Here is a 26,909-nt window from a genome sequence, read left to right as displayed (position 1 = left end):
TTGCCTTACTTTTTCGCTGCGGCAGGCTTGGCTGCTGTTGATGCCGCTACCGGGGTGGCGACATTGCGTACCAGGTCGCCGTCATTGAGGAAGCCGGCGCCGCTGACGACGATGGTCGTGTCGGCCGTGATGCCGCCTAAAATCTCGATGCGGTCGCTCAGGCGCCGTCCGGCCTGCACCTTGATCTGGCTGACCCGCTGGTCGGGATTGAGGCGGAAGACATAGCTGAAACCATCGCGCACGGCAATCGCCTGCTGCGGCACCGTCAGCGCGCCCGAGGTGCCCAGTTCAAATTCGCCGCTGGCGTACATGCCGGCCTTGAACGGCGCATTGTTGCCCGTGCTGGCCGGCAGGTCCACGTAGACGAGGGCGGAACGCGTCTGCGGGTCGACCGTGGGGGCGATCATGCGCACCTTGCCCGTCAATACGCTGCCATTGGCCGCCTTCACTTGCGCCAGCGTCCCTGGTTTCAAATTGAGCAGCTCGGTGGCCGTCACTTCGGCGCGCCATTCGAGGCGGCCCTGGCGGATCATGCGGAACAATTCCGTGCCGGCGCCCACCACCGAGCCCACGGTGGCCGAGCGCGAGGAAATGATGCCGCTGTCGGGCGCCACCACCTGCGTGTATTTCAGGCGCAGCTGCTGCGACGCCAGCTGCGCCCTGGCGGACGCGATGCGCGCGTTGGCCGTCTGTTCTGCCGTCAGGTACTGGCTGATCTGCTGCGCGCTGATGGCGCCCGTGCTTTGCAGCGAGCGGGCGCGCTGTGCGTTGGCTGCCGCCTCGGCCGCATTCGCTTCCGCTTCCAGCACGGCGGCCCTGGCCTGCGCCACGTCGGCGTTCACCGTGTCGTTCGAGAACACGGCCAGCACCTGGCCGGCGCGCACGACGTCGCCGACATTCACGCGCACGTCGGTGAGGCGCAAGCCGTTCGACTCGCTGCCGATGACGGCTTCCTGCCAGGCGGCGACGTTGCCGTTGGCGCTCAGCTTGATGGGCAGGCTGGCCGTCTGCGGCTTGGCCGTGGTGACGGTCAGCGCGGGTTTTTGCGCCGCCTTCTTGTCCTTCGCCTCGTCGGCTGCCGTGGAAGCAGATGGGTACAGGGCCACGCCCGCGCCCAGCATTACGCAAAGGGCGGCCAGGGCGAATGCCGTGGGTGTCAAAATCAGTTTTTTCATGTTGTCGTATCCGTCAAGGTGCGTTGTTGGCGATGGCGCTGCTGCCGTTCCAGCCGCCGCCGGCGGCGCGGTACAGCGCCACCCAGGCGGCGCTGCGTTCGCGCTCGAGGTTGACCACCGTGTTTTCGGCGGCCAGGCGCGTGCGGCGGGCGTCTTCCAGTTCGATCAGGCTGGCCAGGCCGTTCCTGTAGCGGTCTTCGGTGGCGACGAACGACACGCGGTAGCCTTCCAGCGCGGTTTTGGCATGCTCGCTGCGCGCGTCCGTGCTGGCCAGGTTGACCAATGCTTCTTCCACTTCGCGCACGGCCTGGCGCACGCCGGCGCGGTATTTCACCACGGCTTCGTCGTAGCGCGCCGTGGCCGCGTCGACCTGGGCGCGGCGGGTGCCGCCGTCGAAGATGGGCAGGCTGACGGCCAGCGGGCCGATGCTCCAGGTGCTGGCCGTGATGCTGGTGCCGCCGGCGCGGATATTGCCCTTGCCGATCGAGCCTGCCAGGCTCAGGCGGGGATAGCGCTGCGCCTGCGCGCCGCGCACTTCGAAGCTGGCGGCCGCCACTTCGCGTTCGGCGCTGTAGATGTCGGGACGCTGGGCCAGGGTTTGCGCCGGCAGTTCCGCTATCGCCACGGGCGAGGGCAGGATGGCAGGGCTGGCCGCCAGCTTCTGGCGCAGCGACGCTTCCGGCATGGCCGACAGGGCGACCAGCGCCTTGATGTTCACGTCGCAGGCGGCGCGCTGTTCGATGGCGCGGCTGGCGCCTTCGGCGGCGCTGGCGCGGGCCAGGGCGGCGTTGGCGGGCGGCTGGAAACCGGCGCCGGCGCTCAGCTCCGTCAGGCGTGCCGAGTCGCGGCGCGAGGCCGCATCCTGTTCGGCCACGGCCTGCAACTGCTGGCAGGTGCGCAAGGCGTAGTACTGGTTCGCCACTTCGGCGGCCACCGAGACGCGGGCCTCATGCCAGAGCGCGCGCGCGCTGCCGTAGCGCTCCTGCGCCGCGTCGCGCGTGGCGCGGTTGGCCCCAAACACGTCGATTTCCCACGACGCCTGCAAGGCCGCCTGCGAGGTGGTGCCGCTGGGCTGGGCCGATTGCTGGCTGGTGCGCACCACGCTGCCCGTCGCGTCGAGCTTGGGCGCCAGCGCGGCGCCGCTGGCGATGCTGTCCGCGCGCGCCTGCACGATGCGCGTGCCGGCGGCGGCGATGGTGGGGCTGACCTGTTGCGCCTCGGTGATCAATTCCACCAGCAGGCTGTCGCCCTGGCCCTGCCACCAGCTGGCCAGGTCCGTCAGCTTGCCGTTGTGCGGCAGCGGCGCCTGCCACTGTGCGGGTGCGCTGGCGGCCACCGCGGCGGGCGGCCCTTGCAGGGCGCAACCGCCCAGCGCCAGCACGATGCCGGCGGCCAGGGCGCGTTGAACGGTGCATCGAATAATCGTCATGCTGGTCCTTCTGCTTGTCGTTGAGTGGTAGAGGGGGGAGTGGCCAGGCGCCGGCGTTCCACGTCGGCCATGGCCAGCGCGTAGTCGGTCAAGCGCGCCAGCCAGGTGTCGATCGCGTGCGGCGATTCCAGCAGTTGCGGGCGCAAGGTGTGCAGCACGTCGGCGCCCACCATGTGCTGCAGGGCCAGCGAGGCGATGGAAAACGCCAGCCGGTGCATGTCGTCGCTGTTGGCGGGCGCGCCCAGGTGGCGCGCCAGCACGCGCGTGAGCGCCTCGTGTTCGGCACGGATGTTCTGGTCGACCTCGCGCGCCCACAGGCCCGTCGGTTCGAGCATCTCGCGGCACCACAGGCGCATGCAGTCGCGCGCGATTTCTCCCTGCTGCATGGGGGCGAGCAATTGCGCATAAAAGCCTTCCAGACTTTGGCGCAGGGTGAAATGCGGTTGCTCGTACAGGGCGATATTGTCTTGTGGATTCGATAGTTGATGGGAGAAGGCGGCGCGGTACAGGCCCGCCTTGTCGCCAAAATAATAGCGGATGGCCGCCGCGTTGGTGCCGGCCGCCTGCGCCAGTTCGCGCGTGGACGTCTTGGCGTAGCCCTGCCCGGCAAACAGGCGGATGGCGCTATGCAGCAGGCGCTCGCGCGACTGCTCGCCATCGGAGCGGGGCTTGCGCCCGTCGTCGGCGCTTGGTGTTGGGGAAATGTTTTTTTCAATCATGTCGGAGATTTAATCATATATCTCAAACGATTGATATAACTAAATCGCTTGATTTAGTTAAGGAAAGATGAAGATGCGGTAAAACGCGGGCAAAAAAAAGCCCGCGAACTGGCGCGGGCTGAATCCAATGTTCAGGGAACGAATTGGAGGAGACAGTTCCACTATAGCGCTGAAAATGGTGCGGTGCAATACCGTAGAACTACTGTATTCATCTCTTGTTTATGGCAGAAAAACAGCATTTCATGCTGCGGCGCACAGAAACTCAGGCCTTGCTGCGCAGTGCCAGCGTGAAGGTGCTGCCGGAGCCGTAGTCGCTGTTGAAGAACAAGGCGCCGCCGATGGCGTTGGCCAGGTTCTGGCACAGGTACAGGCCCAGTCCCGCGCCTTCCACGTGGCGCGTGGAGGTGGAATCGAGTTGCGAGAAGGCCTGGAACAGCTTGGCCTGGTCTTCTTCCTTGATGCCGGCGCCGCTGTCGGCGATGCTCATTTCCGTCACCAGCATGCCGTCTTCCTCGCGCTGGGCCAGGCTGATGCGCACCGTGCCCTGTTCCGTGAACTTGATGGCGTTGTTGAGCAGGTTGATGAGGATTTGCGTCAGTGCGCGGCGGTCCGTCTCGATGATGGCGGGCGACCGGCCCGCTTCGCCCAGCGCCATTTCCAGCGCCAGGCCCTTTTGCTGGGCCAGCGGGCGCAGGGTGTCGGCCACTTCGGCCATCAGATCCTGGCAGTGCACGGGTTCGATCGACAGGGTCAGTTTGCCCGCCTCGATCTTGGCCACGTCGAGAATGTCGTTGATCAGCGAGAGCAGGTGACGCGCGCTGGCGCGGATGGTGTTGAGCTGCTTGTCCTGGTCCGACGTCAGGGGGCCGGGCAGTTTCATCAGCAGCGCGCCCGTGAATCCAATGATGGCGTTGAGCGGCGTGCGCAGTTCATGCGACATGTTGGCGATGAAGGCGGACTTCATGCGGCTCGCCTCGGCCAGTTCCAGGTTTTTCAGGGCGATTTCGCGGTTGATGGTTTCCAGTTCGGCCGCATGGTGCGCCAGGCGCATGTTCAGCTCGATCACCTGGCGTTCGCGCGCCTGCAGTTCGCCGTTGACCTGCACCGCCTGTTCATATGTGGAAATGAGCAAATCGAGGATTTGCTGGCGCTCCGCATTGATGAAGTGCTTCTGGTCGCCCAGGTACAGGGCGATGCCGATTTCCACATTCTGGTTCTTGCGCAGCTTCTGGTTCATCAGCATGTGGCTGATGCGGTTGAGCAGGTAGTCTTCCGCGTAAGGCTTGCGGATGAAATTGTCGGCGCCGCACTCGATGCCGCGGATGATGTCCTTCGGGTCGTTGAGCGAGGTGACGAGGATCACGGGGATGTCGCGCAGGGTCGGGTCGGACTTGATGGCGCGGCACAGGTCGTAGCCATTCATTTCAGGCATGACGATATCGGACAGCACCAGGTGCGGCTTGCGCTCGCGGATGGCGGCCAGGGCCAGCTGGCCATTCGCCGCCACGCGCGCGTTATAGTGCAGCGACTGGATCAGGCGGCGCAAGCGCTCCGCCTGGGTCGGGCTGTCCTCGACGATCAGGATCTCGATTTCGTCAGGCTTGATTTGGTTGTTGGAGTCCACAGACCTCTCCTAGGATTTCAGTGTGGTGATGCTGGGCGCGGTGAGCGCGCAATATCGACATCGTATGACTATATCGGATTTAGGTCTGTAAAAGTAACTTCCAAGTAACTATTTTGCCCACAGGGAATGCTGTGGCCGCCTGTCAGTTTTCGCCCTGGAACTGGCCGGCGCGATAGGTCAGCACGAGGGTGTCGCGGTGGCCGTGTTCGCCGATGGGCTGGATCGGCGTCGATTCGTGGATCACGGCAGCGTCGTCGAGCAGCAGCAGCGACCATGGCTCGGTCAGGGTAAAGCGCTTGCCGTTGGGGCCCTCCGCTTCGAAGATGCGCGTCTCGCCGCCCTTGACCTGTTCGCGCCCGATCAGCAGCACGGCGACGAAATCGACGCCGTCGCGGTGCGCGCCTTCCGGCGTGGGGCGGCCGATGCCGTCGGTCGTATCGATGCGGAACTGGTGCGCCTCGATGAACCACGGCTGGCGGCCCTTGACCTGCGAGCAGGCGTCGCCCAGTGCGCGAATCAGCTGCTGCCAGGCCGCTTGCGCGACGATGGCCGGGTCGACCGGTTCGAACAGGCGGTGCATGCCGCCGTGCAGGGCGTTGTATTCCACCGGCTGCCAGTGCGGACGGTGCGCCGTCTGAGTCAGGCGCTCGCCATCCTGCACGAAGCACGAGTGGCGCCGGCGCCGATAGCGGCCGCCATCCTTCAGGTAGTTGTCCAGCGCCAGGGTATCCCAGCTTGGTTCCAGCGCGCGCAGCGCGTCCAGCGGGCAGCCGGCCAGCGCGGCCACGTCCTGCGGGCGCAGGACGGCATAGCCGTCATCGCGCAAGGCTTCCTTGACGTGGGACGGGGCGGTAAAGATCGGTGCGGAAGTGCTCATGGCGGTGCCGGCCGCAATGCGGCCTGTCTCAGTTTATCCAGCCTGGCATTCTACGACTTCGCGGCGTTTCCTGTGCAGTGCAACAGGAATTATTCTTGTTTACTTAAAAATTCTTTACCAGGGTCAGACGCAGCGAGCGCGATTCCACCGGATGGAAGTGGATATCGTCCACGGGCTGCGCTTCGCCGGGCAGGCGCGAGGCATAGTAGTAATCGATGGCCGCGTCGCGCCGGTTGGCCAGGTTGTAGCCTTCCACTTCCATGTGCAGGGTCTTGTCGATCCGGTAGGCGATGCGTCCGTTCAAGCCCACGCTGGCGGCGGAGCGTACGCTGTTGTCTTCCACCAGGGGGCGCGGACCGAAGTAGCGCAGGCGCAAGGAGCCCGACCACGGTCCCGGCGGCGTCACCGTCATGGCCAGCTGGGCCACGCCTTCGATGGCGCCGGGAATGAAGTCGCCCGCCGGGTCGCTGCCGCGCGAGCGTGCGCGCGCATACGCGAGGTCCAGGTCCAGCGACAGCCAGCGGGCCGCCTTGTAGTAGCTGGAAAACTCGATGCCGTAGCGGCGGCTGGGGCGGCCCGCCTGCGTGGCGCCCGCGTCGCCGATGAACAGCAGCTCGGAATCGAAGTCCAGGCGGTACAGCGACAGCGAGGTTTGCAGGCCGGCGATGGCGGCGCTGCGAAAGCCCAGTTCCAGGCCGCGCGAGCGCACCAGGGGCGTGACCTTGCCAGCCGCCTCGCCCGTCTTCGGATCGACCGTGATGGTCGTGCCGCGCGCGTCGTTGCTGTGAAAACCGTTGCCGATGTTGACATACGCTTCCGTGTCGCGCCACGGCCCCGCGATCACGCTCAGGCTGGGGCTGAACAAATGGTCGCTGGCCGTGCCCGAATTGACGGCGCGGTCGCTGCGCACGTCGAAGCGGTAGGCATCCGCGCGCAGGCCGGCCACGGTGCGCAGCGATCGCGACCAGCGCGTGCTGTTTTCGCCATACACGCCGATGCTCGTTTCAACGAGATGGTCTTGCCGCGTGGTCGACAGGACCTGGCGCCGGCGCGTGTGGTACAGGCCATTGTGGATATTGTCGTTCTGTAGCTGCAGGCCGATGGTGGTGTCGCTGCTGCCCCGGTCCGTGTGGCGGTGCCAGGTGTGGCTGGCGTCGAGGCCGGCCGTCACGCGGCGGTCGGGCTGGGCGAACTGGTCGCCGTTGAGCGGATCGTCCATCGCATACGTAAAGTTCGAGAACAGGGCCAGGCGGTTGGCGATCACGTACGCGCTGACCCTGGACGACACGTCGTCCGTCGTCTGGTGCCAGGCGCCCGACAGGCTGTAGCGCTGCGCCTTGCCGCCGTCGCTGGCATCGACGACGTCGAAGCGGCCCAAGCTGCCGTCGCGCACGGCGCGCAGCGGAATCTGGTCGGTGGCGTTCCAGCTGGCGTCATACGCCATGGCCGTGACGTTGAAGCCGTTGTTGGCATAGCCTTCGCTGTAGCGCAGCACGCCATTGCGCTTGCGGTAGCGGTCCGGCTGCGTGAACGGGCCATCGTTATGCTGCGCTTCGAGCGCGTACAGCAGGCTGCCGTCGCCCGCATCGATGGAGTCGGCCAGCAGGGCGCGGCGAAAGCCGTTTTGCCCGATGCCGGCGCTGGCGATGCCTTGCGTCAGGCGGTTCGCGTAGACGACGGACGCCGCGCCCGCCGAGGAAAAATCGCCTTGCGCCGCCGCATACGGTCCCTTCTTGTAATCGAGGCGCATGGCCAGTTCGGGGATCAAAAAGTTCAGGTCCGTCCAGCCCTGGCCGTGGCCATGGCTGCGCTGGTTGACAGGCATCTCGTCGACCGTGGTGCGCAAGTCCGTGCCGTGATCGAGGTTGAAGCCGCGCAGGTAGAACTGGTTGGCCTTGCCCTCGCCGCTATGCTGGCTGACGATCAGCCCCGGCACGGCTTCGAGCAATTCGCCGGGCCGGTAGCTGGTGCGCGCGTCGAGCTGCTGTTGCGTGACGCTGCCCGCGTTGGCCGAATCGGCCACGCCCAGCTGGTTCAGGCGCGAACCGTCGACCAGCACGCGCTGGAAGAGGTCGTCGGCGTGGGCGGCGGTGGTGGAAAACAGGGCCGCGAGGAGGAGGGGAAGGGAGCGTGGCGTCATGGGTATGCCGGGGATTAGCGGATCGGCCATTCCGTGTTCTGGCGGTCGAAGATCAGCGTCTGGATGCTGCCGCTGTCCTGCACGTTGAGGGTATTGCGCTGGCTGGGCAGGAAGTCGATCAGCAACTGGTTATGAATGCGCGTGGCGGGGGCCAGGCGCGTGCGTTCGATCTCCTGGAAGATCACCACGTTGTCGGCATCGACCTTCATGCCGACCCAGTTCAGGCGCAATCGCCTGCCGTCCGGCCCCAAGAGGTAAAACTGTTTTTCGACATAGCGGCGCAGCGCCGCTTCGCTGTCTTCCTGGCCCAGGTCGAACCGGCGCTGGTACATATTCGTCAGCAGCGCCTCGACGTCGTGGCCCGTGTAGGTGTGCACCACTTCCGTGCTGCCGCTGGCCGCGTTATAGCTGATGTCGGCGATGCCCATGTGGAAGTTATGGGCGCCTGCCGCCATGCTCGCGCAGGCCAGCGTGACGGCCGTCAGTGCACGCCAGCGCTTCATGCCGCGTCGCCCTTGGCCGAGCCATTGCTCTTGTCTTTCAACGGCGGATGAAAATCGCGCATCAGCTTCTCCTTGGGTGATTTTTCGCTCTTGAACAGTTCCACGCGCGAAGGCGTGACCTTGCGCGCAGGAGGCGGTGCGGTAGGTCTTCGGGGGAGCAGAAAGGTATGCGCATGGTCACCCTGACGTTGTTGTAAGGAAATAGTGGCAACTATTCTATACGCAGGGTGGGGCCGTCCTTGTTTCTCTTTGCAATAAAGAAGGCTATGTCACCATCAGATGTGGGAATGCTCCCAGTGTTGCCTTCAATAATGTTTCCGGGGAGCGGATGCGCCCGGCGTCCAGTATCCAGCGCCAGCCCAGGTAATTCGGCAGGTAGCGCGTCGCCACGCCGTGAAAGGGGCGTAGCCATGCCCGCAGGCGGCTGTGATATGCATTGACGTTCTGTACATGCGCGGCGCCCTGCACGCGGATGCCGGCACGCAAATTGACGGCCTGGTGGCTGATCCCCGCTTCCTTGGCAAAGGCGCGATAGGCAGCGTGGCCGTCGGTCATCAGCAAAATGTCCTTGTCGATCACCGGTGGCAGGCAAGCATGCAGCTGCGCCTTCGTCAGCGCCCCTTTTCCGGTGACGAAATCGAGGGTTTGTCCCGTACGGTCGCGCGCCACCAGGATGCAGACCTGCTCATTGGAAATGCCACGCCGGCGGGCATGACCGCCACGGCGGCGCGCCGCACGGGTCAGATGCCGCGATCCCTTTTCCGACTCCAGCACATACAGCTCGTCCGCTTCGGCGATGCCATGCAGGCAATGGGGCCGGTCCGTCTTGGCCAGGCTTAAAAACCGGTGGCGCCAGCGAAAGGCGGTGTTGCGGTGCACGCCCAGCTGGCTTGCCGCCTTGCGCACGGAAGCCGATTCGAGCAGGCAGTCGGCGTAGTCGAGCCACAGTGATTTATGGCGCAAGCGCGCCAGCGGCGTGCCGGTGAGTGCATTGAAGGTGCGGCCGCACGGCACGCAACGGTAGCGCTGCAGTCCGTGCGCATGGCCATGCAGATGAGCATGACTGCTATTGCAGGCAGGACAGTGCAACCGCTGCCGGGCCACGCTTTCGATCAGTGCCGCGGCAGCGCCCTGCGGTGCGCTTCCTCGCAGCAGAGCGATGCCCGCCAGGCGCTGGCGACGGTTCAGTACGGCGAACTGGGCGATGAAGGTTTTCCATTGAGCTATCTGCATGAAAGGCTCCCGTTTGTCCGCGATGCACAGTCAGACAGCAGGGATACAGGAAGATTCCTGAACTTCCCCTACTTAACGGGGACAGAGCCATAAAGAAAGGCGGATGATGGACCGGCTTTTGCCGGGCGCCGTCAGGTGGATGCTTTATCTGATTTTGCTCGGGAAAGCAGCGCTTTTACTCACTTTTCATCAGGCTGTCGCGCAACTGGTTCAGTTGTTGTTTCATGTCCACAATCTGTTCCACGCTGCAGTGGCTGGCCGTCAGGATGGCTTCGGGCAGCAGGGCCGCTTGATGGCGCAGCTGGTCGCCCTGCTGCGTGAGGGAAATGATGACCTGGCGCTCGTCGCTGGCGGCGCGCGTGCGCGTCAGCAGACCCGATTGCTCCATGCGCTTGAGCAAGGGCGTCAGGGTGGCCGAGTCCAGGAACAGGCGCTCGCCCACTTCCGACACCGTCAGGCCGTCGCGCTCCCACAACACCATCATCACCAGGTACTGCGAATAGGTCAGGCCGAGCTTGCGCAGGAGCTTGCGGTACAGCTTGTTCATTGCAAGCGAGGTCGAATACAGCGCAAAGCACAGCTGGCCGTCCAGGCGCGGCACCTGGTGCAAGGGGTTGGGGGCGGTGGTGGTATCCATGGGCACAGTATATATAGTGCGCTACTTAGTTGCAAGCGACCCCAATGCCGCCAAAGCCTGCGCGTCGAGCCTGAGCGCGCCGGCGGCGACATTCTCGCGCAGATGCGCAATGGACGAGGTGCCGGGAATGACCAGCATATTTGGCGCGCGCTGCAGCAGCCAGGCCAGCGCCACCTGCATCGGCGTGGCTTGCAGGGCGGCCGCCACCTGGTTCAAGGTATCGGACTGCAGCGGCGAAAAGCCGCCCAGGGGGAAGAAGGGCACGTAGGCGATGCCTTGCGCGGCCAGGGTGTCGATCAGCGCATCGTCCGCGCGGTGTGCCAGATTGTAGTGGTTCTGCACGCAGACGATGGGGCTGATGCGCTGGGCCTCGGCCACCTGGCCGGCATCGACATTGGACAGGCCGATATGGCGCACCAGGCCTTCCCGCTGCAGCTGCACCAAGGCGGCCAGCGGCTCGGCAAGCGACGAGCCGTCGGCGCCTTCCATGCCCGGCGCGCGCAGGTTGACCACATCGAGCACGTCCAGGCCCAGGTTGCGCAGGTTGTCGTGCACGGCGTCGCGCAGTTGCTGCGGCGATGCGGCCGGCAGCCAGGACTGGTCGGCGCCGCGCACGAAGCCGATCTTGGTGACGATGGTCAAGCCGTCGCGGTATGGATGCAGCGCTTCGCGGATGATCTGGTTGGTGACGTGGGGGCCGTAAAAGTCCGACGTGTCGATATGGTTGATGCCCAGTTCAATGGCGTCGCGCAGCACGGCAACGGCGGCGGCGCGGTCCTTCGGCGGGCCCCAGACGTGCGGGCCGGCCAGTTGCATGGCGCCGTAGCCGAGGCGGTTGAATGCGATGTCGCAATGGGCGGGCGTGAATCGGTCGCTGGCGGGGTCATACGTGTGCATGGGAGCTCCTGTGTAGTGGTAAGGGACGGGAGCCGCCATCGTAAGGGCGAATACGCTGTATGATAATCGGGTCAATCCGGCACAGGCTGTACTTATTTACGCACAATCTCATCCCGTGAAAGCGCTCCTCATGCATGCAGACAACCCTTCCATGGCCGACCTGTCCGCCTTTGCCCTGGTGGCCGGGCACCGGGGTTTTCGCCAGGCCGCGCGCGCCAGCGGGCAGTCGGCGTCGGCGCTGAGCGAGGCGCTGCGGCGGCTGGAGCAGCAACTGGGCATCCGCCTGCTGGAACGCACCACGCGCAGCGTGACGCCGACGGCAGCCGGCGCGCTGTTGCTGACGCGTTTGCGTCCGGCGCTCGAGGAAGTGAGCAGCGCGCTCGATGTGCTGAACGACTTGCGCGACAGTCCGCGCGGCACCTTGCGCCTGAACGTGCCGGTCAACGCCGCGCGCTTCTTTTTGCAGCCCATGGTCGACCAGTTCCTGCGCGCCTATCCGCAGATCAGGGTCGAGCTGGTGGTCGATAATAATTTTGTCGATGTCGTCGCCAGTGGCTGCGACGCCGGCATCCGCTATGGCGAGCGGCTGGAGCAGGACATGATCGCCATCCCGATCGGCCCGCGCACGCAGCGCTTCGCGGTGGCGGGCGCACCGTCCTACCTGGCGCAGCGGGGCGTGCCCGTGCATCCGCGCGAGCTGCTGCAGCACGCCTGCCTGCTGGGAAAATTCCTCAGTGGCGCGATTCCCCCATGGGAGTTCGAACGCGATGGGCAAAAAGTGAGCGTGGAGCCGGACGGCCCCGTGATCGTCACGCCGACGGCGGCCGACTTCGCTGTCAGCATGGCCATCGCCGGCCATGGTCTGGTGTATCTGTTTGAAGAGTGGTTGCAGCCGTATATCGATGCGGGCCAGCTGCGGCCCGTGCTGGAAGACTGGGCGATGCCCTTTTCCGGCCCGTTTTTATACTATGCGGGCCGGCGCCACCTGCCGGCCCCGCTGCGCGCCTTCATCGATTTCGTGCAGGCCAATTTTGCGCAGCTTCCGCCGCTTGCTCAATCCGCAGGATAGCGCTGGCGTAAAAGCTGCAACATGGCGACGTTCTGCTCCCACGCGTCGCTCACGGGCTGCTGCGTCCAGGGCAGCGTTTGCGTGTACGGCGCTGGGCCGAATTCCGGCGTGAACGTCATGCGCTCGGCACCGGCCGCGCGGCGCAGCGCGACGATGGCATCCCACCAGGCCAGGTGGGCGTCGAGCGCTGGCTTGGCTTCCGGCGCGCGGAAGTCGGCCACCTGCGGACCCTGCGCATGGCCCACGCGCGCATGCACGTGGCGCACCAGCGGCAGCACTTGCGCCAGCGTGTGCGGCTGGTCTTCCAGCAGCGATTCGCAGGCGCAGCACCAGTGCGACAGGTCGGCCGTCAAAGGCAGTTCGGGATACTGCTGCAGATACGGCAGCAGCAGCATCGGGTGGCCGGAAAAGCGGCTGCGGTGGAGCTCGTGCACGATGGGCACGCCGTGCTTTGCCGAGATGGCGGCGGCCAGGTCGATCAATGCCGCGTTCTGCGCCTGGGTATAGTAATCCTTGCCCGTGTGCGTGTTGACCAGCACGGGGCGCGCCAGGCAGGCGTTTTCCAGCAGTTCCGCCAGGGCGGCGCGGTGCAGTTCGAAGTCGCCGTGGAACACGGTTTCCCACTGCGCGGCGATCAGGTCCAGGCCCGCATCGGCGATGCGCCCCGTCCACTCCTCGCGCAGGGCGGCGTCCAGCGGCAGCGACATCTCGATGCCGTCGAAGCCGGCCGCCAGTACCTTGTCGATGAAGACGTCGGGCGGCAGGTCGTTATTGCCCCAGTGGGCGGCAAAGACGTCGATGCGCATCAGACGAAGCCCCGCACGGGGAACGCCGCGTCGCGCTGTATCCAGTTGTGCGCCGCGTACTCGGTCTGGCCGTCGGTGGCGTGCAAGGTGTAGGCGTGGCGCGAGACGGGCGAGCGGTTCGGCGCGCTGTAGTGGGGCAGCAAGCCGTGGAAGCAGACGAGGGCGCCCGCCTTCACTTCCAACGGCACGGCCGTGCTGTCGTCGGGCCAGGGCATGGCATCGAGCTTTTCCACTCTTACCTGGTCGCCGTTGCGGATGAAGCGTTCGCGCAGGGGGCCGCGGTGGCCGCCCGGTTCGGCCCACAGGCAGCCGTTATCCAGGGTCGCGTCTTCCAGCGCGAACCAGAACGTGGTCACGCTGACCGGCGTGGTCTCGAAATAAGTGGCGTCCTGGTGCCAGCGCACTTCGCCGCCGATGCCGGGCTGTTTAAATATATACATCGACTGCCATACCTGCGCATCCGCCAGGCCCAGGTCGCGCGCCACTTCGGCCAGTTTCGGGTCGGCCGAAAAAGCGCGGAAGACGGGGTCCAGGTCGTGCATGGCGTGGCCGATCTTGTTGATCGACAGCGATTTCGCCTGCTTCAGCTGGCCGTCCGCGCCGAACGCCTCTTCCTCGAAGAAGCAGCGGATGGTGTTGTCGGAGGCGAGGAAATATTCGTTGGTGTTCTTCGCCTGGTCGCGCGTGGTGAAGATCGACTGGCTGACGCTGGGATCGAATTCGTTGACAATCTGCTCGGCGCGCGCGCGCAGGGCGGCGATTTCATCCGCGCCCTTGAAATCGGGCAGGATGATGTAGCCGTCGCGTTGGTATTGTTCCTGTTGTTCGATCGTCAGCATGGCGGCGGCTCCGGAGATTGGTAGAAGGCGCCATTGTAGGATGGGGACAGTGCGCAAACAATCGCCCGGCGGTTGACAGATTGTCGCTAAAACGCAGACAATCTTTGACATGGATCAACTAAAAGCGATGGAAATCTTTGTCGAGGTGGCGCGCCAGCGCAGCTTTACGGTGGCCGGGCAGCGCCTGGGGCTGACGCGTGCCATGGTCAGCAAGACCATCATGCAGCTGGAAGAGCGCCTGAACGCGCGCTTGCTGCACCGCTCCACGCGCGAAGTGAGTTTGACGGACGCGGGCCGCGCCTACCTGGCGCCGTGCATGGCCACCGTCAGCCAGGCGCAGGAAGCGGCGCGCATGGTGGCGCACGTGGCGCAGGCGGGAGCGGGGGCGGAGCTGGCCGGGCCGCTGCGCATCCAGGCGCCATCGAGCTTCGGCAGCGCGTGGCTGGCCGATGCCGTCGCCCGTTTCAGTTTGCTGCACCCGCAGGTGCGGGCCGAACTGTTTGTCGACGATGCGCTGCTCGACCCGATACGCCACGGCTTTGACTTGACCATCCGCGTGGGCGGCATCCCGGACAGCAGCGCGCTGGCCATGCGGCCTTTGGCGCCGTGCCGCGCCGTGCTGTGCGCCAGCCCCGCCTATCTGGCGCAATGGGGCGTGCCGCAGACGCCGCAGGATTTATTGAAGCACCAGTGCCTGCATTTCAGCCATTTGACCGATGGCACGAACTGGCATTTCCAGCGAGGAGACGGGGAACAGCGCGAGGAAGTGAGCGTGCGCGTGCAGGCGGGTTTTACGGCGAATAACGGCCTGGTGCTGCACCAGGCGGCGCAGCGGGGACTCGGCATCGTCTACAGCACCACGTTTCTCGCCTGGCGCAACCTGCTCGATGGCAGCCTGCTGCCCGTGCTGTCCGGCTGGGACCTGCCCCTGAATCACTTGAGCGCCCTGTATCCGGCCAGCCGCCAGCCTTCGCCCAAGGTGCGCGCGCTGATCGATTTCCTGGTGGCCGAATACCAGCCCGTGCCGCCGTGGGACCGCGAGCTGGCAGCGGCCGGAGTTTTCAGCTGACGGTCAATTGAACGCGACCGGTTCCACCGTCCAGGCGCCATCGGCATACACGCGCTCGTCGTCGAGATAAACGGCTTCGGTGACGGCGAAGATGTCGACGTGGTAGCGCGCATCCTTGCGCTTGAATTGCGGTTTTGTATACACGCCGTGCTTGGCGCCCAGCGACAGATGGATGCCGCACATGCGTTCATACGTGCCGATGTCGTTGACCAGCTGCTCGCGCGAAAAGGCGCGGTTCATGCCGAAGCCCAGTTCGCGCACCCACACTTCACCTTCATGCGCGCGGATGATCTCGAGCATGGCGGTAAATTCCGGCGTGGCGTGCTCCGTGCCCGTGACTCTGCCCTTGTCGATGATCAGGGTGATCGGCGTATCGGGGCGGTTGACCATGAAGTGCGTGTCGCCGAAGACGAAGATGCGCACGCGCCCGTTCACCGCTTCCAGGTCCTGCGCTTCCGTGAACACTTCGCCCAGGGGGAACTGGCCGCCGATATTGTTCATGCCGCTGTAGTCGCCGATATTGAGCTTGGCCGGTTCGAACGGGGAAGCAAACACCAGCTGCTCGCCTCCACTGTCGACCATGCCGTGGCGGGCGCCGTCGATGCGTGCTTTCAGTGCATGGCCGACGCCGCGGTAATAGGCCGGGTCGTAGGCCAGCGAGGCGATGTAGTGCAGCCCCTGTACGCCGGGCATGCGCGACAGATGCACGTGTTCGATCACTTTCAGGCCCCGCTTGAACAGTTCGATGCGGATGCGGAACGCTTCCAGGCGGAAGCTGGTCGACTGGATCAGCACAACGAGGCTGCCGGCCGGCAGTTCGGCAAACGCGGCCAGCACGGCGTCGGGCGTGACCTCGTCGAAATCGATGAAGGTGGCGTCCGGCAAGGCCTGGCGGTACGCTTCCGTCAGCACCACGTTGAGCCAGCTGCGCTTGTCGCAGACGATCAGGGACGGTTCGTCCGGGCGGTGGCGGATGGCCATGGCCAGCAGGTCGGCCACGTTTTGCGCGGCCACTTCGGTGGCGGCGGCGCTGATGGCGTCGAGCCGGCTGGTGTCATTCTCGGGAAGCGTCATGGTGCGAAGGTGGGGGCGTGAAGTAATCGCAGCATTATAAGGCGATTGCCCCGGCCGTCACCATTCCCCATCCGACGGAGGACAGGCGGCTGCCGCGCCCCTGATTATCTTGTGTAGTGCTTTCCGGCAATGTATTATTTGAAAAATGGTATGAACCGGTATGACAGGGCATGGCAGCGGCCCGGCGCAGCGGCAAAAGCGCGCATGCGCACGGTGGCATGCTTTCAGTGAAGCAGGGACAACAAGCCAACAGGCGAAGACTAAGAGTGTGATGTGATGAGCATAATCGGACAAGATATTCCCATGGAGCGGCCGGATGCGGATGGCCGTGCTGCCGTGTTCGTTCCCGTCACAGGCGTCAAGGAAGATGTCCTGTTGACCATACGCAAAGGTGCGGCCATCGTCGGCTTTGCCAACCACGACCGCACCATTACCGTGTATTTTGAAAGCAACCGCTTTGACGACCCCGCGCTGGCCAAGTGGGAGCACAAGGCGCGCAAGGCCTACGACCGCCTGGTCGACAATGCGCCTACCGTGTCGAAACTGACCACCAGCCCCGCCAATTTCGAGCAGATCGGCTACATCAATGGCAAGGGCATCACCATCCGCCGCATGGAAAGCCTGCAGCGCTGGCTCGCGTATTCGGATGCGATGGATACGTGTCCGGCGATGGATATCATTCCGCGCACGGTTATTGCCAAGGCCGACGCGGTCAAGGTGTAAGAGCGGCTGATAAAACGCCCAAGGCGTTGTTGCCTGCCTCTCGCCGTACTGACGTACTGTCTTCGAGGCGGCGCCTAGCCCTGAGCATTTTCTCAGCCGCTCTTGGCGCGCTTACGAATGGCTGTACGAAAGGCCACAGTTTGTAGCCTTTCCCTCGGTCCTGGCGTACTGTCTTCGAGGCGGAGCTTGGCCCTGCATGCTTGCGCGGCCACTGTCGCGTGGGCTTGGAGTCAACAATGTGTCGGATTACGCGGGGCGTTGCCCCGCTAATCCGACCTACGCGACCTACGCCTGACTTCGCTTCTTGCTTCTCGCTCCTTGCTACACCACGATGATATTCGCCTGCGCCTTGAGCGGGCAGGGCAGGGTATCGTCGAAGGTGATTTCGATGGCGCTGGCGACGAACATGCCGCCGATGTGCTGGGCGGCGATTTCGGGCGGCGTGCCCGGCTTGGTCAGGTTGACGTCCTGGGCGAAGACGAAGATTCTCCAGGTGCCGTAGACTTTTTGATCATATTGCAGCAGGGTGCGGTAAGCGCGCTTCAAGTCCAGGCTGCCTGCATAGACGCCGTCGTTGGCACCCGGGTCGAAGCCCAGGCCGTCGTCGGTCAGCGATTCGACGAAATACAGGCCCTGCGGCGCCTGGAACAGCACGAACGCATACAGCTCCGTGCCGCGGAAGACATTGCCGTTGTCGCGCTTGAAACTGGCGCGCAGCCACAACGGTTCGTAGGCTTGCACGACGGCGGGCGTATCCGTTTCCACCGGCCCCGCCACGTGGATGTTGACTTGCGTTTCGGTCACCGCATGCTGGTAGGTGGCGCCCGTGGTGAAACGATCGTACTCCCAGCTGATGTCGGCCGTGTAGGGCAGGCCCGCATTCGGCGCTTCCGGCAACACCCATTTCGCCACCACGCGCTCGGCCAGGGTCAGTTCGCCTGCGGCCGGTGGTGTTGCTTCCTGACCACGCCAGAACGGGTCTGCGATATCGGAGCAGGCGACGGCGATGGCGCCCGAGGCGATGGCCGAGGCCACGCCCGCCACCGTGAACTCGGGCTGGCCGGAGCCGGCCCCTTCCAGCGAACAGCAATGCACGTCGGGTTCCGTTTCCTCGAAACTGCCGCCCACGCTGAAGCTGGCCTTGCCGGAGCCGAGCGCGGCGGCAATGATGGCCACCAGCGCGGCGATGATGGCGATGATGATGGCGAGAACCTTCCACCACGGGTCGGAAAACGGCAGCTCGCCATGCGTGCCCGCATAGGCGGGGTTCGGCGTCCAGACGAGGGTCATGCCGGTCGGTACGATGGGGCCCAGGCCGGGCGGGCAGCGGCACTCCTTCCCATCCGTGCCCGTGCTGCCCCAGCGCTTGCCCGGCAGATGGCCCTGCGGCTTGGACAGTTCCAGCGTGCCTTCCTCGACCGTACACGTGTAGGTGTTGGTCGTGCTGTCAAAGCGCGTCTGCGACACGAAGATTTGCTGGATCGAGCGGTGCGGCGTGTAGCCGTCCGCCTTGGCGACAAAGCTGACGAGCCTCTTGCCGGGCGCCGCATGCTGGAAATCGGCATCCCACATGACCAGCATGGCCGCGCCGGCGGGAATGCTGGCAAAGAAAAAGGTGCGCGCCACGGGCACGATGCCGGGGTCGCCCACGCTTTCCAGGTACACCGTGACATTCGTCAGGGCGCTGCCGGACATATTGGTGACGTGGGCGGCAATGCGCAAGCCATAGATGGCATTGTCGAAGATGCCATCGGGCAGCATGATATTGGTGACGGGCTCGATCGCGAACGGCCGCGTCAGCACCTGCAGGGGTGTGTCGCTCATGATGCTTGCTCCTCGGGGCTTTGCTGGTCTTGCGCTTGCTCTTTCTCCAGATCGGTGACGACATACGTGACGCCGCCCAGCAGCTTGCCATCCTGGGTTTCCAGCACGCGCAGCAGCGCATACTGGCGTGGCGGCAAGGCTTCGGCGCGCACGCTCAGATACACGGCCTGCGCCTGGCCGCGCGGCACTTCCAGCACCAGTGTTTGCTCGCCGGGCGCGTCGCCATTGCAATGGGGCGTGCGCGCCAGGCCTGCGACCAGGTGTGCGTCCCTGGCCGGCTGCCATCGCTCAAGCCCGAGGGTGGCCAGCAGGCGCTCCGGCAACTCGCCGCCATACTCGATCTGCAGTTCCACTTTTTTCGTTTCGCGGGGCAGGGCCGCCACCGCGATGGCCAGCAACTGCGCGCGCCTGGCCGCCAGCACCACGTTGACGTTGCGCTGGGCGATCTGGTCATGCTGCTTGGGCTGGAAGGGAAAACCGTTGGGCAGCGGGTCGGGCAGCGGGTTGACGTCGCCAGGCCCGTGGGCCACGGCCAGCAGGCATTCGTGGCCGCCATTGACGATGACGGGCACCCACGGTACCAGGCACAGCACTTCCTGCGTGGCGCCGGGTGGCAGGTCGGCAAACGCGGAGCCGATCTGCGTGGCGGCGCCGACGGCGATCTGGCCGGAAGGATCGGCCCAGTAAAAGTCCACGCGCACGCCGTTCGAGGCGCTGTTGCCCGTGTTGTGCACGCGGCCCCACACGTAATTGCTGATGCCGGCAATGGGCGCCCCTGGCGGGCCATTCGGATCATTGCCGGGCACGACCCAGATATCGGCGCTGTCCCACCAGGGCTGGCCGTCTTCGATGATCAGGTGGGCTGACATGGCGTTCTCCTTGTCCTTGGCCTGTGCTTGTAGCTTAGGCCGCGGCGGCGGAGGCTTTTTGATTGGTATCAAGGCAAGGGAACACGGGGCCGGTGCGCCGTTGCCTTGGCTGCGTAAGGTAATATTGCGGCAGAACGCAGTGGAATGACTCCAGGAAAAGGTTGGAATGTGCTTGAAACAGTGAATGACGTTTGCATCAACGCCGCCTGCGGCCGGACTTTGCCGCTACGCGTGGCGCATTGTCCGTTTTGCGGCGCGCGCCAGGTGGCGCAAGCGCCTGTTCTGGAGAAGGTAGTGGCGCCGCCCCCGGTGCCGCGCATGCCGCTGCCGGAGCCCGTCGCCCCGCCCGTGTTCACGCCGCAAGCCCCGCCGCATCCCGCCCCTCAGCCAGCTTCCGCTCCCCAGCCGGCCCCGCCGCCGGCTGCCGCGCCGGCCAAGGCGCCGCCCGCCAAGCCTGCCGGCAGGGTCTCGGTGCCGCCGCCGCGCCCGCCCGTGCGCTTGCGCACGTGGATCGCGGCGGCCGTGGTGCTGACCGGTATCTGGTTTTATAACAAGCCGGCCGACAAGCCGGCCAGCGTGGCGGAACAGGTCGAGGCCGCCACCGCGCTGGCGGCGCAGTGCGACCTGGATGGGGCGCGCAGCGCGCTGGCCGTGCTGAAAAGCGCCAAGGCGCCCGCCGCGCAGATCAAGCGCTTGCAGGTGAATATCAGCAAGTCCGCCGCTACTTGCGACAGGCAACAGCAGCGGGCGCAGGCGTGGACGGCGTTGCAAGGCAGCGTCCATCAGGCCCTCGACGCGGGCAAGCCGGAGCTGGCCGCCACGCGCCTGGCCGCTTATGTGAAGCGCTGGGGCGACGATCCCGACACCCTGGAACTCGACGCCAAAGTGAAAGTGGCGCAAGCCAGCGCCCAGCTCGACCTGGCCGACGCCTGCCTGGCCAAGGGCGACCGCGTCTGCCTGGAAAACAGCCTGATCGCCGCCGAGCGCTACAAGCGGCCGGAACTGGCGGCGCGCACGCAGGCGCTGCGCGCGGCCTTGTCGCAATTGCTCGAACGCTCGCTGCTCGATGCATCCCCGGGCCAGTAGCGCCAACAGCTAAAACGCCCGCCGCAGCCAGGCCGGGCGGGTGCACCTACTCAGCCCTACTCTTGCGGCACCAGCGCCAGCGCGGCGCTGAAGTCGCCCATCGGCTTGCCGCCGTTGGCCACCAGCGCCTTGTCGCGCGTGCTCAAGCCGTCAAGCACGGGCAGGGCGAAGCGGTGCGTGATGGCGCGCAGGATCGAAGCCGAATCGTATTGCGTATGGTCAACTAGTCCCTTTTTCACGTACGGCGAGACGAGGATGGCCGGCACGCGCGTGCCCGGGCCCCAGCGGTCGCCCTTCGGCGGCGCGGCGTGATCATAGAAGCCGCCGTTTTCATCGTAGGTGACGATGACCAGCATGTTTTTCCACTGCGGACTTTTCTTCAGCTGGGCGATGACGCTGGCGATGTGCGCGTCGCCGTCGGCCACGCTGGCGTAGCCCGCGTGCTGGTTCAAATTGCCCTGCGGCTTGTAGAAGGCCACGGGCGGCAGCTTGCCGGCGCCCGCGTCGGCCAGGAACTGGCTGTCGAAGTCGCGCAGGTGGGCGGCCCGGTAGGCGGGCGCCTTCACGGGGTCCATGTTGGCAAAATAGTTGAACGGCTGGTGGTGGAACTGGAAATTCGGCGGATTCGGGAAGCTGCCGGCGCGCGCGCTGGCCGTGGCCAGGGCCGTCGTGTCCTTCCAGGCGCCCGCATACCAGGCCCAGTCGATATTTTTGCCTGTGAGCAAGTCGCCGATATTCGTCTGCGTCTGCGGCGGCAGCGTGTTGGCCTTGCCCGTGTCCGCATACAGCTTGCTGCTGTCGGCCGATGCCGGGGCGTTGCTGCTGGGCTGGAACGGCGGCTGCATGGTGTTGACGGCGTAGAACATGCCCGTGCCGTCTGCCGGCGTCAGCGCGCCGTCGTTGGCGTAGGCGGGCGCGCCGTTCAGCACCGTGGTCGGCGCCGTGGCGGACGGCGTCAGGCGCACGAAGTTGCCGTTGGCGTCGACGTCGATCTTGGCGATCGTCCCCTTGGCCACCGAGGTGTCGGCGTTCGGATACGTGGGCGCGCAGGCGCAGATCAGATACTGGTGCGTGAGGAAGGAGCCGCCAAACGCGCCGATGAACAGGTTGTCGGCCAGCGCATATTGTTTGGCGATGTCCCACAGCTGCATCTTGCTGCCGTCGTAATAGCCCATCGACAGGCCGCCCGCGTCGGAATAGGCCGCGAACTTGTCGTTGGCGCCGCCGTTGATCTGCATCTGGTTGTTATAGAAACGGTGCACGAGGTCGCGCGTGATCACCGATTGCGGCAGGTACAGGGGGCTGCCGGCATCATCGATCTGGAACGGCTTGTTCGGCAGGTTGGCCGATTGCGCCTGCGTGATGACGGTGCTCTGGCCTGCCGCCGTCATGCCGCCCCAGGTGGGCGGCAGCACGGGCAAGGTGCTGCCGTCATAGTCTTTCTGCGGCACGTAGGCGGAAGTCGACGTGGGATTGACGCCCGGCACGCCGTTCGCGCCCGGGAACAGGCCGTACAGATTGTCGAAGCCGCGGTTTTCCGCGTAGATGACGACGATGGTCTGGATATTGTTCAGCGCCAGGGCGCCGTTCAGGGCGGCCAGCGCGTCGGCCGGTGCCGCCTGCGCGCTGGCGCTGGCGATCAAGGCCGTCACGCTGGCGTTTTCCGCCTTCAGTTTCGCCAGCTCGTCGCCGCTGGCCTTGTTGAAGTCGGACGCCAGGCCCGCTTCGGACACGCCGATGCGCGCGGCCAGCTTGCTGCTGGCGGCCGCAAAGTCGCCGCCATTGCCGTCCATGACTTGCGCCAGTTCCGTCGACAGGGCGCTGACGAAGGCGCTGTGGCCGGCGGGGGCGCGCAGCAGCAGTTTTTGCGTCACCTTGCTGCCGCTGTCGCCGATGGCTTCATGGCGGATGGCGTCCGTGCCGACGGTCACCAGCACGGCGCCCTGGCCGTCGAGCGTGTAGCTGCCGTCGGCGGCCGTGCGCACGGGAGTCGAAGCGCTGTCGCAGGTCAGCTTGGCGGTGCCGCTTTCCAGGCATACCTGGGCGTTTTCATAGTAGCTGCCGATCACCTGGCCCGTGGTGCTGGGCGTGATCGCATAATTGCTGCCGCAGGCGGCCAGGCCCAGCGACAGCAAGATTGGCAGGGGACGTAAGACAGGGCGAGCGTACGGTTTCATTGTTCATGCCTTCTGGGTGGAAAACGTCGCATGCTAGGCAGGCAATATGTCAGCTGCGTGACATGTCAGCGTCTGTTACATGACGTAATGTACGGACTTGATACATTACGTTTTGCAGGGACTTGTCACGCAGCGGTCACATACCGTTGCTACGCTGCCAGCCCATGATGAAAACGAAGCCCTCACTGCTGGTCGCCTTTGTAGCCGCTTGCCTGCTGGCCGCCTGCCATCCGGCAGCGCAAAAGGAAGCCGCGGCCAAGCCCGCCTATCTGGCGGGCGCCTACGCGCCCACCCTGCCACGCCAGCCTTCCGTGGCCCAGATGACGGCCATGGGCCGCGCCATGTTTTTCGAGCCCAGCCTGTCCGTGTCGGGGAAGATGTCGTGCGCCAGCTGCCACAGTCCCGAGCACGCGTATGGCCCGCCGAACGGGCTGGCGGTACAGCTGGGCGGCCCGGAGCTGAAAGATGCGGGCACGCGCGCGGCGCCCTCGCTGCGTTACCTGCAGACCGCACCGGCCTTTACCGAGCACTATCACGACGACGATGGCGACGACAGCGTCGATGCGGGCCCCACGGGCGGGCGCAACTGGGATGGCCGCGCCCAGTCCGGCCATGAGCAGGCGCTGGCGCCGTTGCTCTCCCAACGCGAGATGGGCAACCGCGACGCGGCGGCCGTCGTCGCCAAATTGCGCGCTGGCCCCCTGGCGGCGCAATTTCGCCAGACGTATGGCGCCGACATTTTCGAGCAGCCGGGCCAGGCCTTGCGTTGGGCGCTGATGTCGCTGGAAGTGTTCCAGGAAAGCCCGCTAGATTTCTATCCGTACACGAGCAAGTATGACGCCGTCTTGCGCAAGCAGGCCGTTTTGAGTCCGCAGGAAGCGCGCGGCCTGGCCCTGTTCAACGATGAGCGCAAGGGCAATTGCGCGTCCTGCCACATCAGCCAGATCACTTCCGGCGGCGCCTTTCCCCAATTTACCGATTACGGCTTGATCAATATCGGCGTGCCGCGCAATGGCAAGCTGCCGGCCAATGCGGACCCGGCGTTCTTCGACATGGGCTTGTGCGGCCCGGACCGCACCGACTTGATGGAGCACAAGGAGTACTGCGGCAGCTTCAAGACGCCGTCCCTGCGCAATGTCGCCCTGCGCAAGGTGTTTTTCCACAACGGCAGTTTTGACAGTCTGGAGCAGGTGCTGCGCTTTTACGTGCAGCGCGATACGGCGCCGCAAAAATGGTATCCGGCAGATCGAAACGGCAAGGTGCGCAAATACGACGATTTGCCGCCGGGGCTCGAGGCGAATGTCAACGTGGAAGCGCCGTTCGACCGCCAGCCGGGCCAGGCGCCGGCCCTGAACGAAGCGGAGATCGCCGACGTGATCGCCTTCCTGCATACCTTGACGGATGGCTATCGGCCGGCCTCTGCGGCACATTGAACGCATGCTAAAAAAATATCAAGATACCATTGCTTACAACTACGCTACAAAAGCCTGTTTTTATGTGCGTTAGCGCACGCTAGAAAATTTTAGGCAGGTGTATATTGCGAACTGATCTGTGTCTTTTGATAACAATGAAAGGGAATACCATGAAAGCAAGCAAAAATTGGATGACCGTGTGCGCCGCCGGGATGATGGTTGTGGCACTGGCTGCCTGCCAGAAGAAGGACGATGTCGCCGCCGGTCCTGCGGAACAAGCTGGCCAGAAGATCGATGCGGCCGCTGCCAAGGCTGAAGCCGACATCAAGGCCGCCGCGACCAAAGCTGACGCCGCCGTGAGCCAGGCCGCTTCTGATACGGGCGCCAAGATGGACCAGGTCGCCGCTGACGCCGACAAGAAAATGAGCGAAGCGGCCGATGCCGTCGGCAAGAAAGTGGAAAAAGCCGGTGAAAAGATGCAGGACGCCGCGCACAAGTAATCACCGTCATCACCGCGCCAGGACCAGCTAACGCCGGCCCGGTTCCCGCAGCTGTCGTCAGGTGACGGCAGCTGCGGCGACGCCATCGCCCGCTTGGCCGCCTGGCGTCAACGTCTGCGTTCCAGCCGTCTCCGTCCTGTCCGCCTCGTCCATCCCCCCCAGCACCACGCTCAAATCGACAAAGCCGTCGCGCCACGCGCGTTCCAGGTCTTGCTCCACCGCTTCCAGGGTCGTTCTTTCCACCTGATGAAAACCGCGCAAGCCATACGCCCGGTTGCGCCCGTGCGCCTTGGCCAGGTACAGCGCCATGTCGATCAGGTTGACGCTGCGTTCCCATGTGAGCGGCCGTCCCAGCGGCGCCAGCGGATAGGGCGCAAAGCCCACGGACACGTGCACTTCGATGGTCTGGCCCTGGTAGTCGATGCGTTGCGCCGCCATGCCGTTGAGGATGCGCCGCGCGATCTCGTCGAGCCCGTCGCGCGCGACGGCCGGCAGGAAGGCAAGGAATTCCTCGCCGCCCCAGCGCACGATCATGTCCGTTTCGCGCAACACGTCGTGCAGGGTTTCGGCGATCGTCGTCAGCACCAGGTCGCCCGCCGCATGGCCGTAAGCGTCGTTGATGTGCTTGAAGTGGTCGACGTCGAGCAGGAACAGCGCGCCCACGACATCGTCGCCGGCATAGGAGGGCTGCGGCTTGCCCGCATGGCTGCGCATGAATTCCTGGAAATGGCGGCGGTTGTACAGGGCCGTCAGCGGGTCGCGCGAACTCTGGCGCTTGAGTTCCTGGTTTTTCACCTTCAGCTGCACGTTCGCATGACGCACCTTGCGGTACAGCAAGCCAACGATGGTGGACGCCATGGCCAGTACCAGCGCCAGCAGCCACCACACGCGCTGCTGCAGGCGGCGGTTGTCGATTTCGGTGCTCTTCAGCTGATTTTCGCGGCTCAGCAGCTCGATCTGGCGCTGTTTCTTTTCCGCCTCATACTTTTCTTGCAGTTCATACACGGCCTTTTGCCGCTGCTTTTCGAACAGCTGGTTGGAAATGCCGCGCTCGCGGTGGTACGCAGTGACCGCGCCGCGCAGGTCGCCCGCCTTTTCCAGCGCCATGCCGTATTCCAGCAGCACGGCCTGCATTTCCGGCTGGTTGGCCGTGCGTTCGTAGTAGGCCAGGCCCGTGGCCACGCTTTGCTTGCCTTCCTGCAGCCGTCCCTGGCCGATCAGCGCCTGGCCGATGTTCAGCCGCGCCGTCGCCTCCACCTGTTCATCGTTGACGAGGTCCGCCGCCGTGATCGCTTCATTTGCATAGCGCAAGGCGCGCGCGTAGTCGCCTTCCTTGAGGTAGCTGTCCGACAGGTTGACGAGGGTGACGGCCACCATGCCGCGCGCGCCCAGCTGGCGTTCCAGCGCCAGGGCCGCCAGCAGGGCGCGCTGGCCCCGCTGCGGCTGCTGCGCGTCGAGCGCCAGCCCGTATTCCGTATTCTTTGCCTGCGCCATGCGGCCCGGTGACGCCAGTCTCGCGGAGACTGCCAGCAACTCGTCGAGCACTTCGAAGCCCTTGTCGTATTCGCGCATCTGCGTGTACAGCAGGGTGAGGGCATTCAGGGCGGCGGCCAGGCTGGACGGGGATTTGCTCTGGCGCGCCAGGTCGACGGCTGCCTGCAGCTTGGCAAGCGCAAACGGGAAATTGCCTTCCTCGGCCCACGACTGGCCCGCGCTGATGGTCGCTTGCACGCGCACGGGCAAGTCGTCCGTGCCATTGGCGATCTTTTCCGCCTCAAAGGCCAGCAGGTGCGAGGCGCGGCGCTCGTTGCGGGCAAACGTGATGTAGGCCTTGTTGAGTATGCCTTTTGCCAGCGCCACGTCGCTCTTGTTCATGCGGGCGTAGGCAATCAGTTCCTCGGCCAGCTGCATGGCGATGTCGTTCTGCCCCAGGCGCATGCGGGCGTTGCTCAGTTGGGTAAGGAATTCCGCGCGCACGGGCAGGGGAGCGCTGCGCGCCTGCGTTTCGACTTCCTGCAGCCGTTGCAGCGCGCGCGCGGGCACGTAGCGGCCGTCGTCGCGCACGGCGGCAAGATACTGCTCAAGGTCGCTGACCTGGGCGTGTGCGGCAGGCGGCAGCAAGCAGGCCAATACCAGCAGCCAATGCGCCTTTCGCCATGATGCCCGTCTCTGTCTGCCTGCCAACGTCCCGCTCCCGCAATGACCACCTGTCTGTAACAGATTATAT

The 26,909-nt window shown here is 65.1% G+C and carries 23 protein-coding genes; 6 read left to right on the top strand and 17 right to left on the bottom strand.

Annotation, left to right across the window (positions count from 1 at the left end; all coding sequences use genetic code 11):
• Nucleotides 1-5: 5 nt before the first annotated feature.
• The 10 genes from JAB4_RS24710 to JAB4_RS24665 all read right to left on the bottom strand — a co-directional run bounded on the left by JAB4_RS24710 (nucleotide 6) and on the right by JAB4_RS24665 (nucleotide 11,234).
• A complete protein-coding gene (locus JAB4_RS24710; RefSeq protein WP_070223492.1) occupies nucleotides 6-1,175 on the bottom strand; it encodes an efflux RND transporter periplasmic adaptor subunit in 1,170 nt (389 codons plus the stop codon).
• A gap of 13 nt (nucleotides 1,176-1,188) precedes the next feature.
• Complete coding sequence (locus JAB4_RS24705) at nucleotides 1,189-2,604, bottom strand: efflux transporter outer membrane subunit (protein ID WP_227742027.1); 1,416 nt, start codon at nucleotides 2,602-2,604, stop codon at nucleotides 1,189-1,191.
• Complete coding sequence (locus tag JAB4_RS24700) at nucleotides 2,601-3,323, bottom strand: CerR family C-terminal domain-containing protein (RefSeq protein WP_070223491.1); 723 nt, start codon at nucleotides 3,321-3,323, stop codon at nucleotides 2,601-2,603. The genes JAB4_RS24705 and JAB4_RS24700 overlap by 4 nt, the downstream gene beginning before the upstream one ends.
• 262 nt (nucleotides 3,324-3,585) lie before the next feature.
• A complete protein-coding gene (locus JAB4_RS24695) occupies nucleotides 3,586-4,947 on the bottom strand; it encodes a response regulator (protein ID WP_070223490.1) in 1,362 nt (453 codons plus the stop codon).
• A gap of 142 nt (nucleotides 4,948-5,089) precedes the next feature.
• Entirely contained in the window at nucleotides 5,090-5,824 is a 735-nt protein-coding gene (locus tag JAB4_RS24690; RefSeq protein WP_070223489.1) for a 2OG-Fe dioxygenase family protein, read from the bottom strand.
• Between the two features lie 103 nt (nucleotides 5,825-5,927).
• Nucleotides 5,928-7,964, bottom strand: coding sequence for a TonB-dependent receptor (locus JAB4_RS24685; protein WP_070223488.1), 2,037 nt, complete (start codon nucleotides 7,962-7,964; stop codon nucleotides 5,928-5,930).
• 14 nt (nucleotides 7,965-7,978) lie between these two features.
• A complete protein-coding gene (locus JAB4_RS24680) occupies nucleotides 7,979-8,467 on the bottom strand; it encodes a DUF6702 family protein (RefSeq protein WP_070223486.1) in 489 nt (162 codons plus the stop codon).
• 264 nt (nucleotides 8,468-8,731) lie between these two features.
• Complete coding sequence (locus tag JAB4_RS24675; protein ID WP_070223533.1) at nucleotides 8,732-9,700, bottom strand: IS1595 family transposase; 969 nt, start codon at nucleotides 9,698-9,700, stop codon at nucleotides 8,732-8,734.
• Nucleotides 9,701-9,875: 175 nt separating this feature from the next.
• Complete coding sequence (locus JAB4_RS24670) at nucleotides 9,876-10,337, bottom strand: MarR family transcriptional regulator (RefSeq protein ID WP_070224423.1); 462 nt, start codon at nucleotides 10,335-10,337, stop codon at nucleotides 9,876-9,878.
• A gap of 21 nt (nucleotides 10,338-10,358) precedes the next feature.
• On the bottom strand, nucleotides 10,359-11,234 hold the full coding sequence (locus JAB4_RS24665) for an aldo/keto reductase family oxidoreductase (protein WP_070224422.1): 876 nt from the start codon (nucleotides 11,232-11,234) through the stop codon (nucleotides 10,359-10,361).
• A gap of 130 nt (nucleotides 11,235-11,364) precedes the next feature.
• Here JAB4_RS24665 and JAB4_RS24660 point away from each other — a divergent pair, with 130 nt between their 5' ends.
• Nucleotides 11,365-12,303 (top strand): LysR family transcriptional regulator, encoded by a 939-nt coding sequence (locus tag JAB4_RS24660; RefSeq protein ID WP_070224421.1) that lies wholly within the window; start codon nucleotides 11,365-11,367, stop codon nucleotides 12,301-12,303.
• Here JAB4_RS24660 and JAB4_RS24655 read toward each other — a convergent pair.
• Entirely contained in the window at nucleotides 12,288-13,109 is an 822-nt protein-coding gene (locus JAB4_RS24655) for a xylose isomerase (RefSeq protein WP_070224420.1), read from the bottom strand. The two genes, JAB4_RS24660 and JAB4_RS24655, sit on opposite strands and share 16 nt — an antisense overlap.
• Nucleotides 13,109-13,948 carry a phytanoyl-CoA dioxygenase family protein gene (locus JAB4_RS24650; RefSeq protein ID WP_070224419.1) on the bottom strand — a complete coding sequence of 280 codons (840 nt, stop codon included), beginning with the start codon at nucleotides 13,946-13,948 and terminating at the stop codon, nucleotides 13,109-13,111. Before JAB4_RS24650 ends, JAB4_RS24655 begins: the two co-directional genes overlap by 1 nt.
• A gap of 109 nt (nucleotides 13,949-14,057) precedes the next feature.
• Between JAB4_RS24650 and JAB4_RS24645 the strand changes: the two genes are divergently transcribed.
• Complete coding sequence (locus JAB4_RS24645; RefSeq protein WP_227742026.1) at nucleotides 14,058-15,017, top strand: LysR family transcriptional regulator; 960 nt, start codon at nucleotides 14,058-14,060, stop codon at nucleotides 15,015-15,017.
• Between the two features lie 3 nt (nucleotides 15,018-15,020).
• On the opposite strand, the gene JAB4_RS24640 is transcribed toward JAB4_RS24645, so the two are convergent.
• Nucleotides 15,021-16,091 carry a hypothetical protein gene (locus JAB4_RS24640; protein ID WP_070224417.1) on the bottom strand — a complete coding sequence of 357 codons (1,071 nt, stop codon included), beginning with the start codon at nucleotides 16,089-16,091 and terminating at the stop codon, nucleotides 15,021-15,023.
• A gap of 276 nt (nucleotides 16,092-16,367) precedes the next feature.
• Between JAB4_RS24640 and JAB4_RS24635 the strand changes: the two genes are divergently transcribed.
• Nucleotides 16,368-16,814 (top strand): hypothetical protein, encoded by a 447-nt coding sequence (locus JAB4_RS24635; protein ID WP_070224416.1) that lies wholly within the window; start codon nucleotides 16,368-16,370, stop codon nucleotides 16,812-16,814.
• A 321-nt stretch (nucleotides 16,815-17,135) separates the two neighbouring features.
• On the opposite strand, the gene JAB4_RS24630 is transcribed toward JAB4_RS24635, so the two are convergent.
• Together JAB4_RS24630 and JAB4_RS24625 are read right to left on the bottom strand one after the other, a co-directional pair.
• Nucleotides 17,136-18,638: a hypothetical protein gene (locus tag JAB4_RS24630; RefSeq protein WP_070224415.1), complete on the bottom strand. Its 1,503-nt coding sequence runs from the start codon at nucleotides 18,636-18,638 to the stop codon at nucleotides 17,136-17,138.
• Complete coding sequence (locus JAB4_RS24625; protein ID WP_070224414.1) at nucleotides 18,635-19,507, bottom strand: hypothetical protein; 873 nt, start codon at nucleotides 19,505-19,507, stop codon at nucleotides 18,635-18,637. Before JAB4_RS24625 ends, JAB4_RS24630 begins: the two co-directional genes overlap by 4 nt.
• A gap of 294 nt (nucleotides 19,508-19,801) precedes the next feature.
• Here JAB4_RS24625 and JAB4_RS24620 point away from each other — a divergent pair, with 294 nt between their 5' ends.
• Entirely contained in the window at nucleotides 19,802-20,593 is a 792-nt protein-coding gene (locus JAB4_RS24620) for a hypothetical protein (protein ID WP_070308422.1), read from the top strand.
• A gap of 56 nt (nucleotides 20,594-20,649) precedes the next feature.
• On the opposite strand, the gene acpA is transcribed toward JAB4_RS24620, so the two are convergent.
• The gene (gene acpA / locus JAB4_RS24615; protein WP_070218023.1) at nucleotides 20,650-22,770 is read right to left on the bottom strand and encodes an acid phosphatase; all 2,121 of its coding nucleotides are present in this window, start codon (nucleotides 22,768-22,770) and stop codon (nucleotides 20,650-20,652) included.
• A 167-nt stretch (nucleotides 22,771-22,937) separates the two neighbouring features.
• Between acpA and JAB4_RS24610 the strand changes: the two genes are divergently transcribed.
• Both JAB4_RS24610 and JAB4_RS24605 read left to right on the top strand, forming a co-directional pair.
• Nucleotides 22,938-24,203 (top strand): cytochrome c peroxidase, encoded by a 1,266-nt coding sequence (locus JAB4_RS24610; protein ID WP_070218029.1) that lies wholly within the window; start codon nucleotides 22,938-22,940, stop codon nucleotides 24,201-24,203.
• A gap of 149 nt (nucleotides 24,204-24,352) precedes the next feature.
• On the top strand, nucleotides 24,353-24,682 hold the full coding sequence (locus JAB4_RS24605; RefSeq protein WP_070218021.1) for a hypothetical protein: 330 nt from the start codon (nucleotides 24,353-24,355) through the stop codon (nucleotides 24,680-24,682).
• A 57-nt stretch (nucleotides 24,683-24,739) separates the two neighbouring features.
• On the opposite strand, the gene JAB4_RS24600 is transcribed toward JAB4_RS24605, so the two are convergent.
• Nucleotides 24,740-26,803, bottom strand: coding sequence for a tetratricopeptide repeat-containing diguanylate cyclase (locus JAB4_RS24600; RefSeq protein ID WP_306532449.1), 2,064 nt, complete (start codon nucleotides 26,801-26,803; stop codon nucleotides 24,740-24,742).
• Between the last annotated feature and the right edge of the window lie 106 nt (nucleotides 26,804-26,909).

This window comes from Janthinobacterium sp. HH102, from assembly GCF_001758625.2.
In the GTDB taxonomy this organism is placed as follows: Bacteria; Pseudomonadota; Gammaproteobacteria; order Burkholderiales; family Burkholderiaceae_D; genus Janthinobacterium.
The sequence above is the reverse complement of the archived record's forward strand: the minus strand, read 5'-3'. Positions and strand labels throughout refer to the sequence as shown.

What these genes read in the sequence shown, in the direction of transcription:
- JAB4_RS24640 (WP_070224417.1), bottom strand. Translation starts at nt 16,091, where the DNA reads ATGACGCTTCCCGAGAATGACACCAGCCGGCTCGACGCCATCAGCGCC.
- JAB4_RS24690 (WP_070223489.1), bottom strand. Translation starts at nt 5,824, where the DNA reads ATGAGCACTTCCGCACCGATCTTTACCGCCCCGTCCCACGTCAAGGAA.
- JAB4_RS24650 (WP_070224419.1), bottom strand. Translation starts at nt 13,948, where the DNA reads ATGCTGACGATCGAACAACAGGAACAATACCAACGCGACGGCTACATC.
- JAB4_RS24625 (WP_070224414.1), bottom strand. Translation starts at nt 19,507, where the DNA reads ATGTCAGCCCACCTGATCATCGAAGACGGCCAGCCCTGGTGGGACAGC.
- JAB4_RS24700 (WP_070223491.1), bottom strand. Translation starts at nt 3,323, where the DNA reads ATGATTGAAAAAAACATTTCCCCAACACCAAGCGCCGACGACGGGCGC.
- JAB4_RS24655 (WP_070224420.1), bottom strand. Translation starts at nt 13,109, where the DNA reads ATGCGCATCGACGTCTTTGCCGCCCACTGGGGCAATAACGACCTGCCG.
- acpA (WP_070218023.1), bottom strand. Translation starts at nt 22,770, where the DNA reads ATGAAACCGTACGCTCGCCCTGTCTTACGTCCCCTGCCAATCTTGCTG.
- JAB4_RS24680 (WP_070223486.1), bottom strand. Translation starts at nt 8,467, where the DNA reads ATGAAGCGCTGGCGTGCACTGACGGCCGTCACGCTGGCCTGCGCGAGC.
- JAB4_RS24675 (WP_070223533.1), bottom strand. Translation starts at nt 9,700, where the DNA reads ATGCAGATAGCTCAATGGAAAACCTTCATCGCCCAGTTCGCCGTACTG.
- JAB4_RS24610 (WP_070218029.1), top strand. Translation starts at nt 22,938, where the DNA reads ATGAAAACGAAGCCCTCACTGCTGGTCGCCTTTGTAGCCGCTTGCCTG.
- JAB4_RS24605 (WP_070218021.1), top strand. Translation starts at nt 24,353, where the DNA reads ATGAAAGCAAGCAAAAATTGGATGACCGTGTGCGCCGCCGGGATGATG.
- JAB4_RS24705 (WP_227742027.1), bottom strand. Translation starts at nt 2,604, where the DNA reads ATGACGATTATTCGATGCACCGTTCAACGCGCCCTGGCCGCCGGCATC.
- JAB4_RS24670 (WP_070224423.1), bottom strand. Translation starts at nt 10,337, where the DNA reads ATGGATACCACCACCGCCCCCAACCCCTTGCACCAGGTGCCGCGCCTG.
- JAB4_RS24635 (WP_070224416.1), top strand. Translation starts at nt 16,368, where the DNA reads ATGAGCATAATCGGACAAGATATTCCCATGGAGCGGCCGGATGCGGAT.
- JAB4_RS24660 (WP_070224421.1), top strand. Translation starts at nt 11,365, where the DNA reads ATGCATGCAGACAACCCTTCCATGGCCGACCTGTCCGCCTTTGCCCTG.
- JAB4_RS24710 (WP_070223492.1), bottom strand. Translation starts at nt 1,175, where the DNA reads ATGAAAAAACTGATTTTGACACCCACGGCATTCGCCCTGGCCGCCCTT.
- JAB4_RS24645 (WP_227742026.1), top strand. Translation starts at nt 14,058, where the DNA reads ATGGATCAACTAAAAGCGATGGAAATCTTTGTCGAGGTGGCGCGCCAG.
- JAB4_RS24665 (WP_070224422.1), bottom strand. Translation starts at nt 11,234, where the DNA reads ATGCACACGTATGACCCCGCCAGCGACCGATTCACGCCCGCCCATTGC.
- JAB4_RS24685 (WP_070223488.1), bottom strand. Translation starts at nt 7,964, where the DNA reads ATGACGCCACGCTCCCTTCCCCTCCTCCTCGCGGCCCTGTTTTCCACC.
- JAB4_RS24630 (WP_070224415.1), bottom strand. Translation starts at nt 18,638, where the DNA reads ATGAGCGACACACCCCTGCAGGTGCTGACGCGGCCGTTCGCGATCGAG.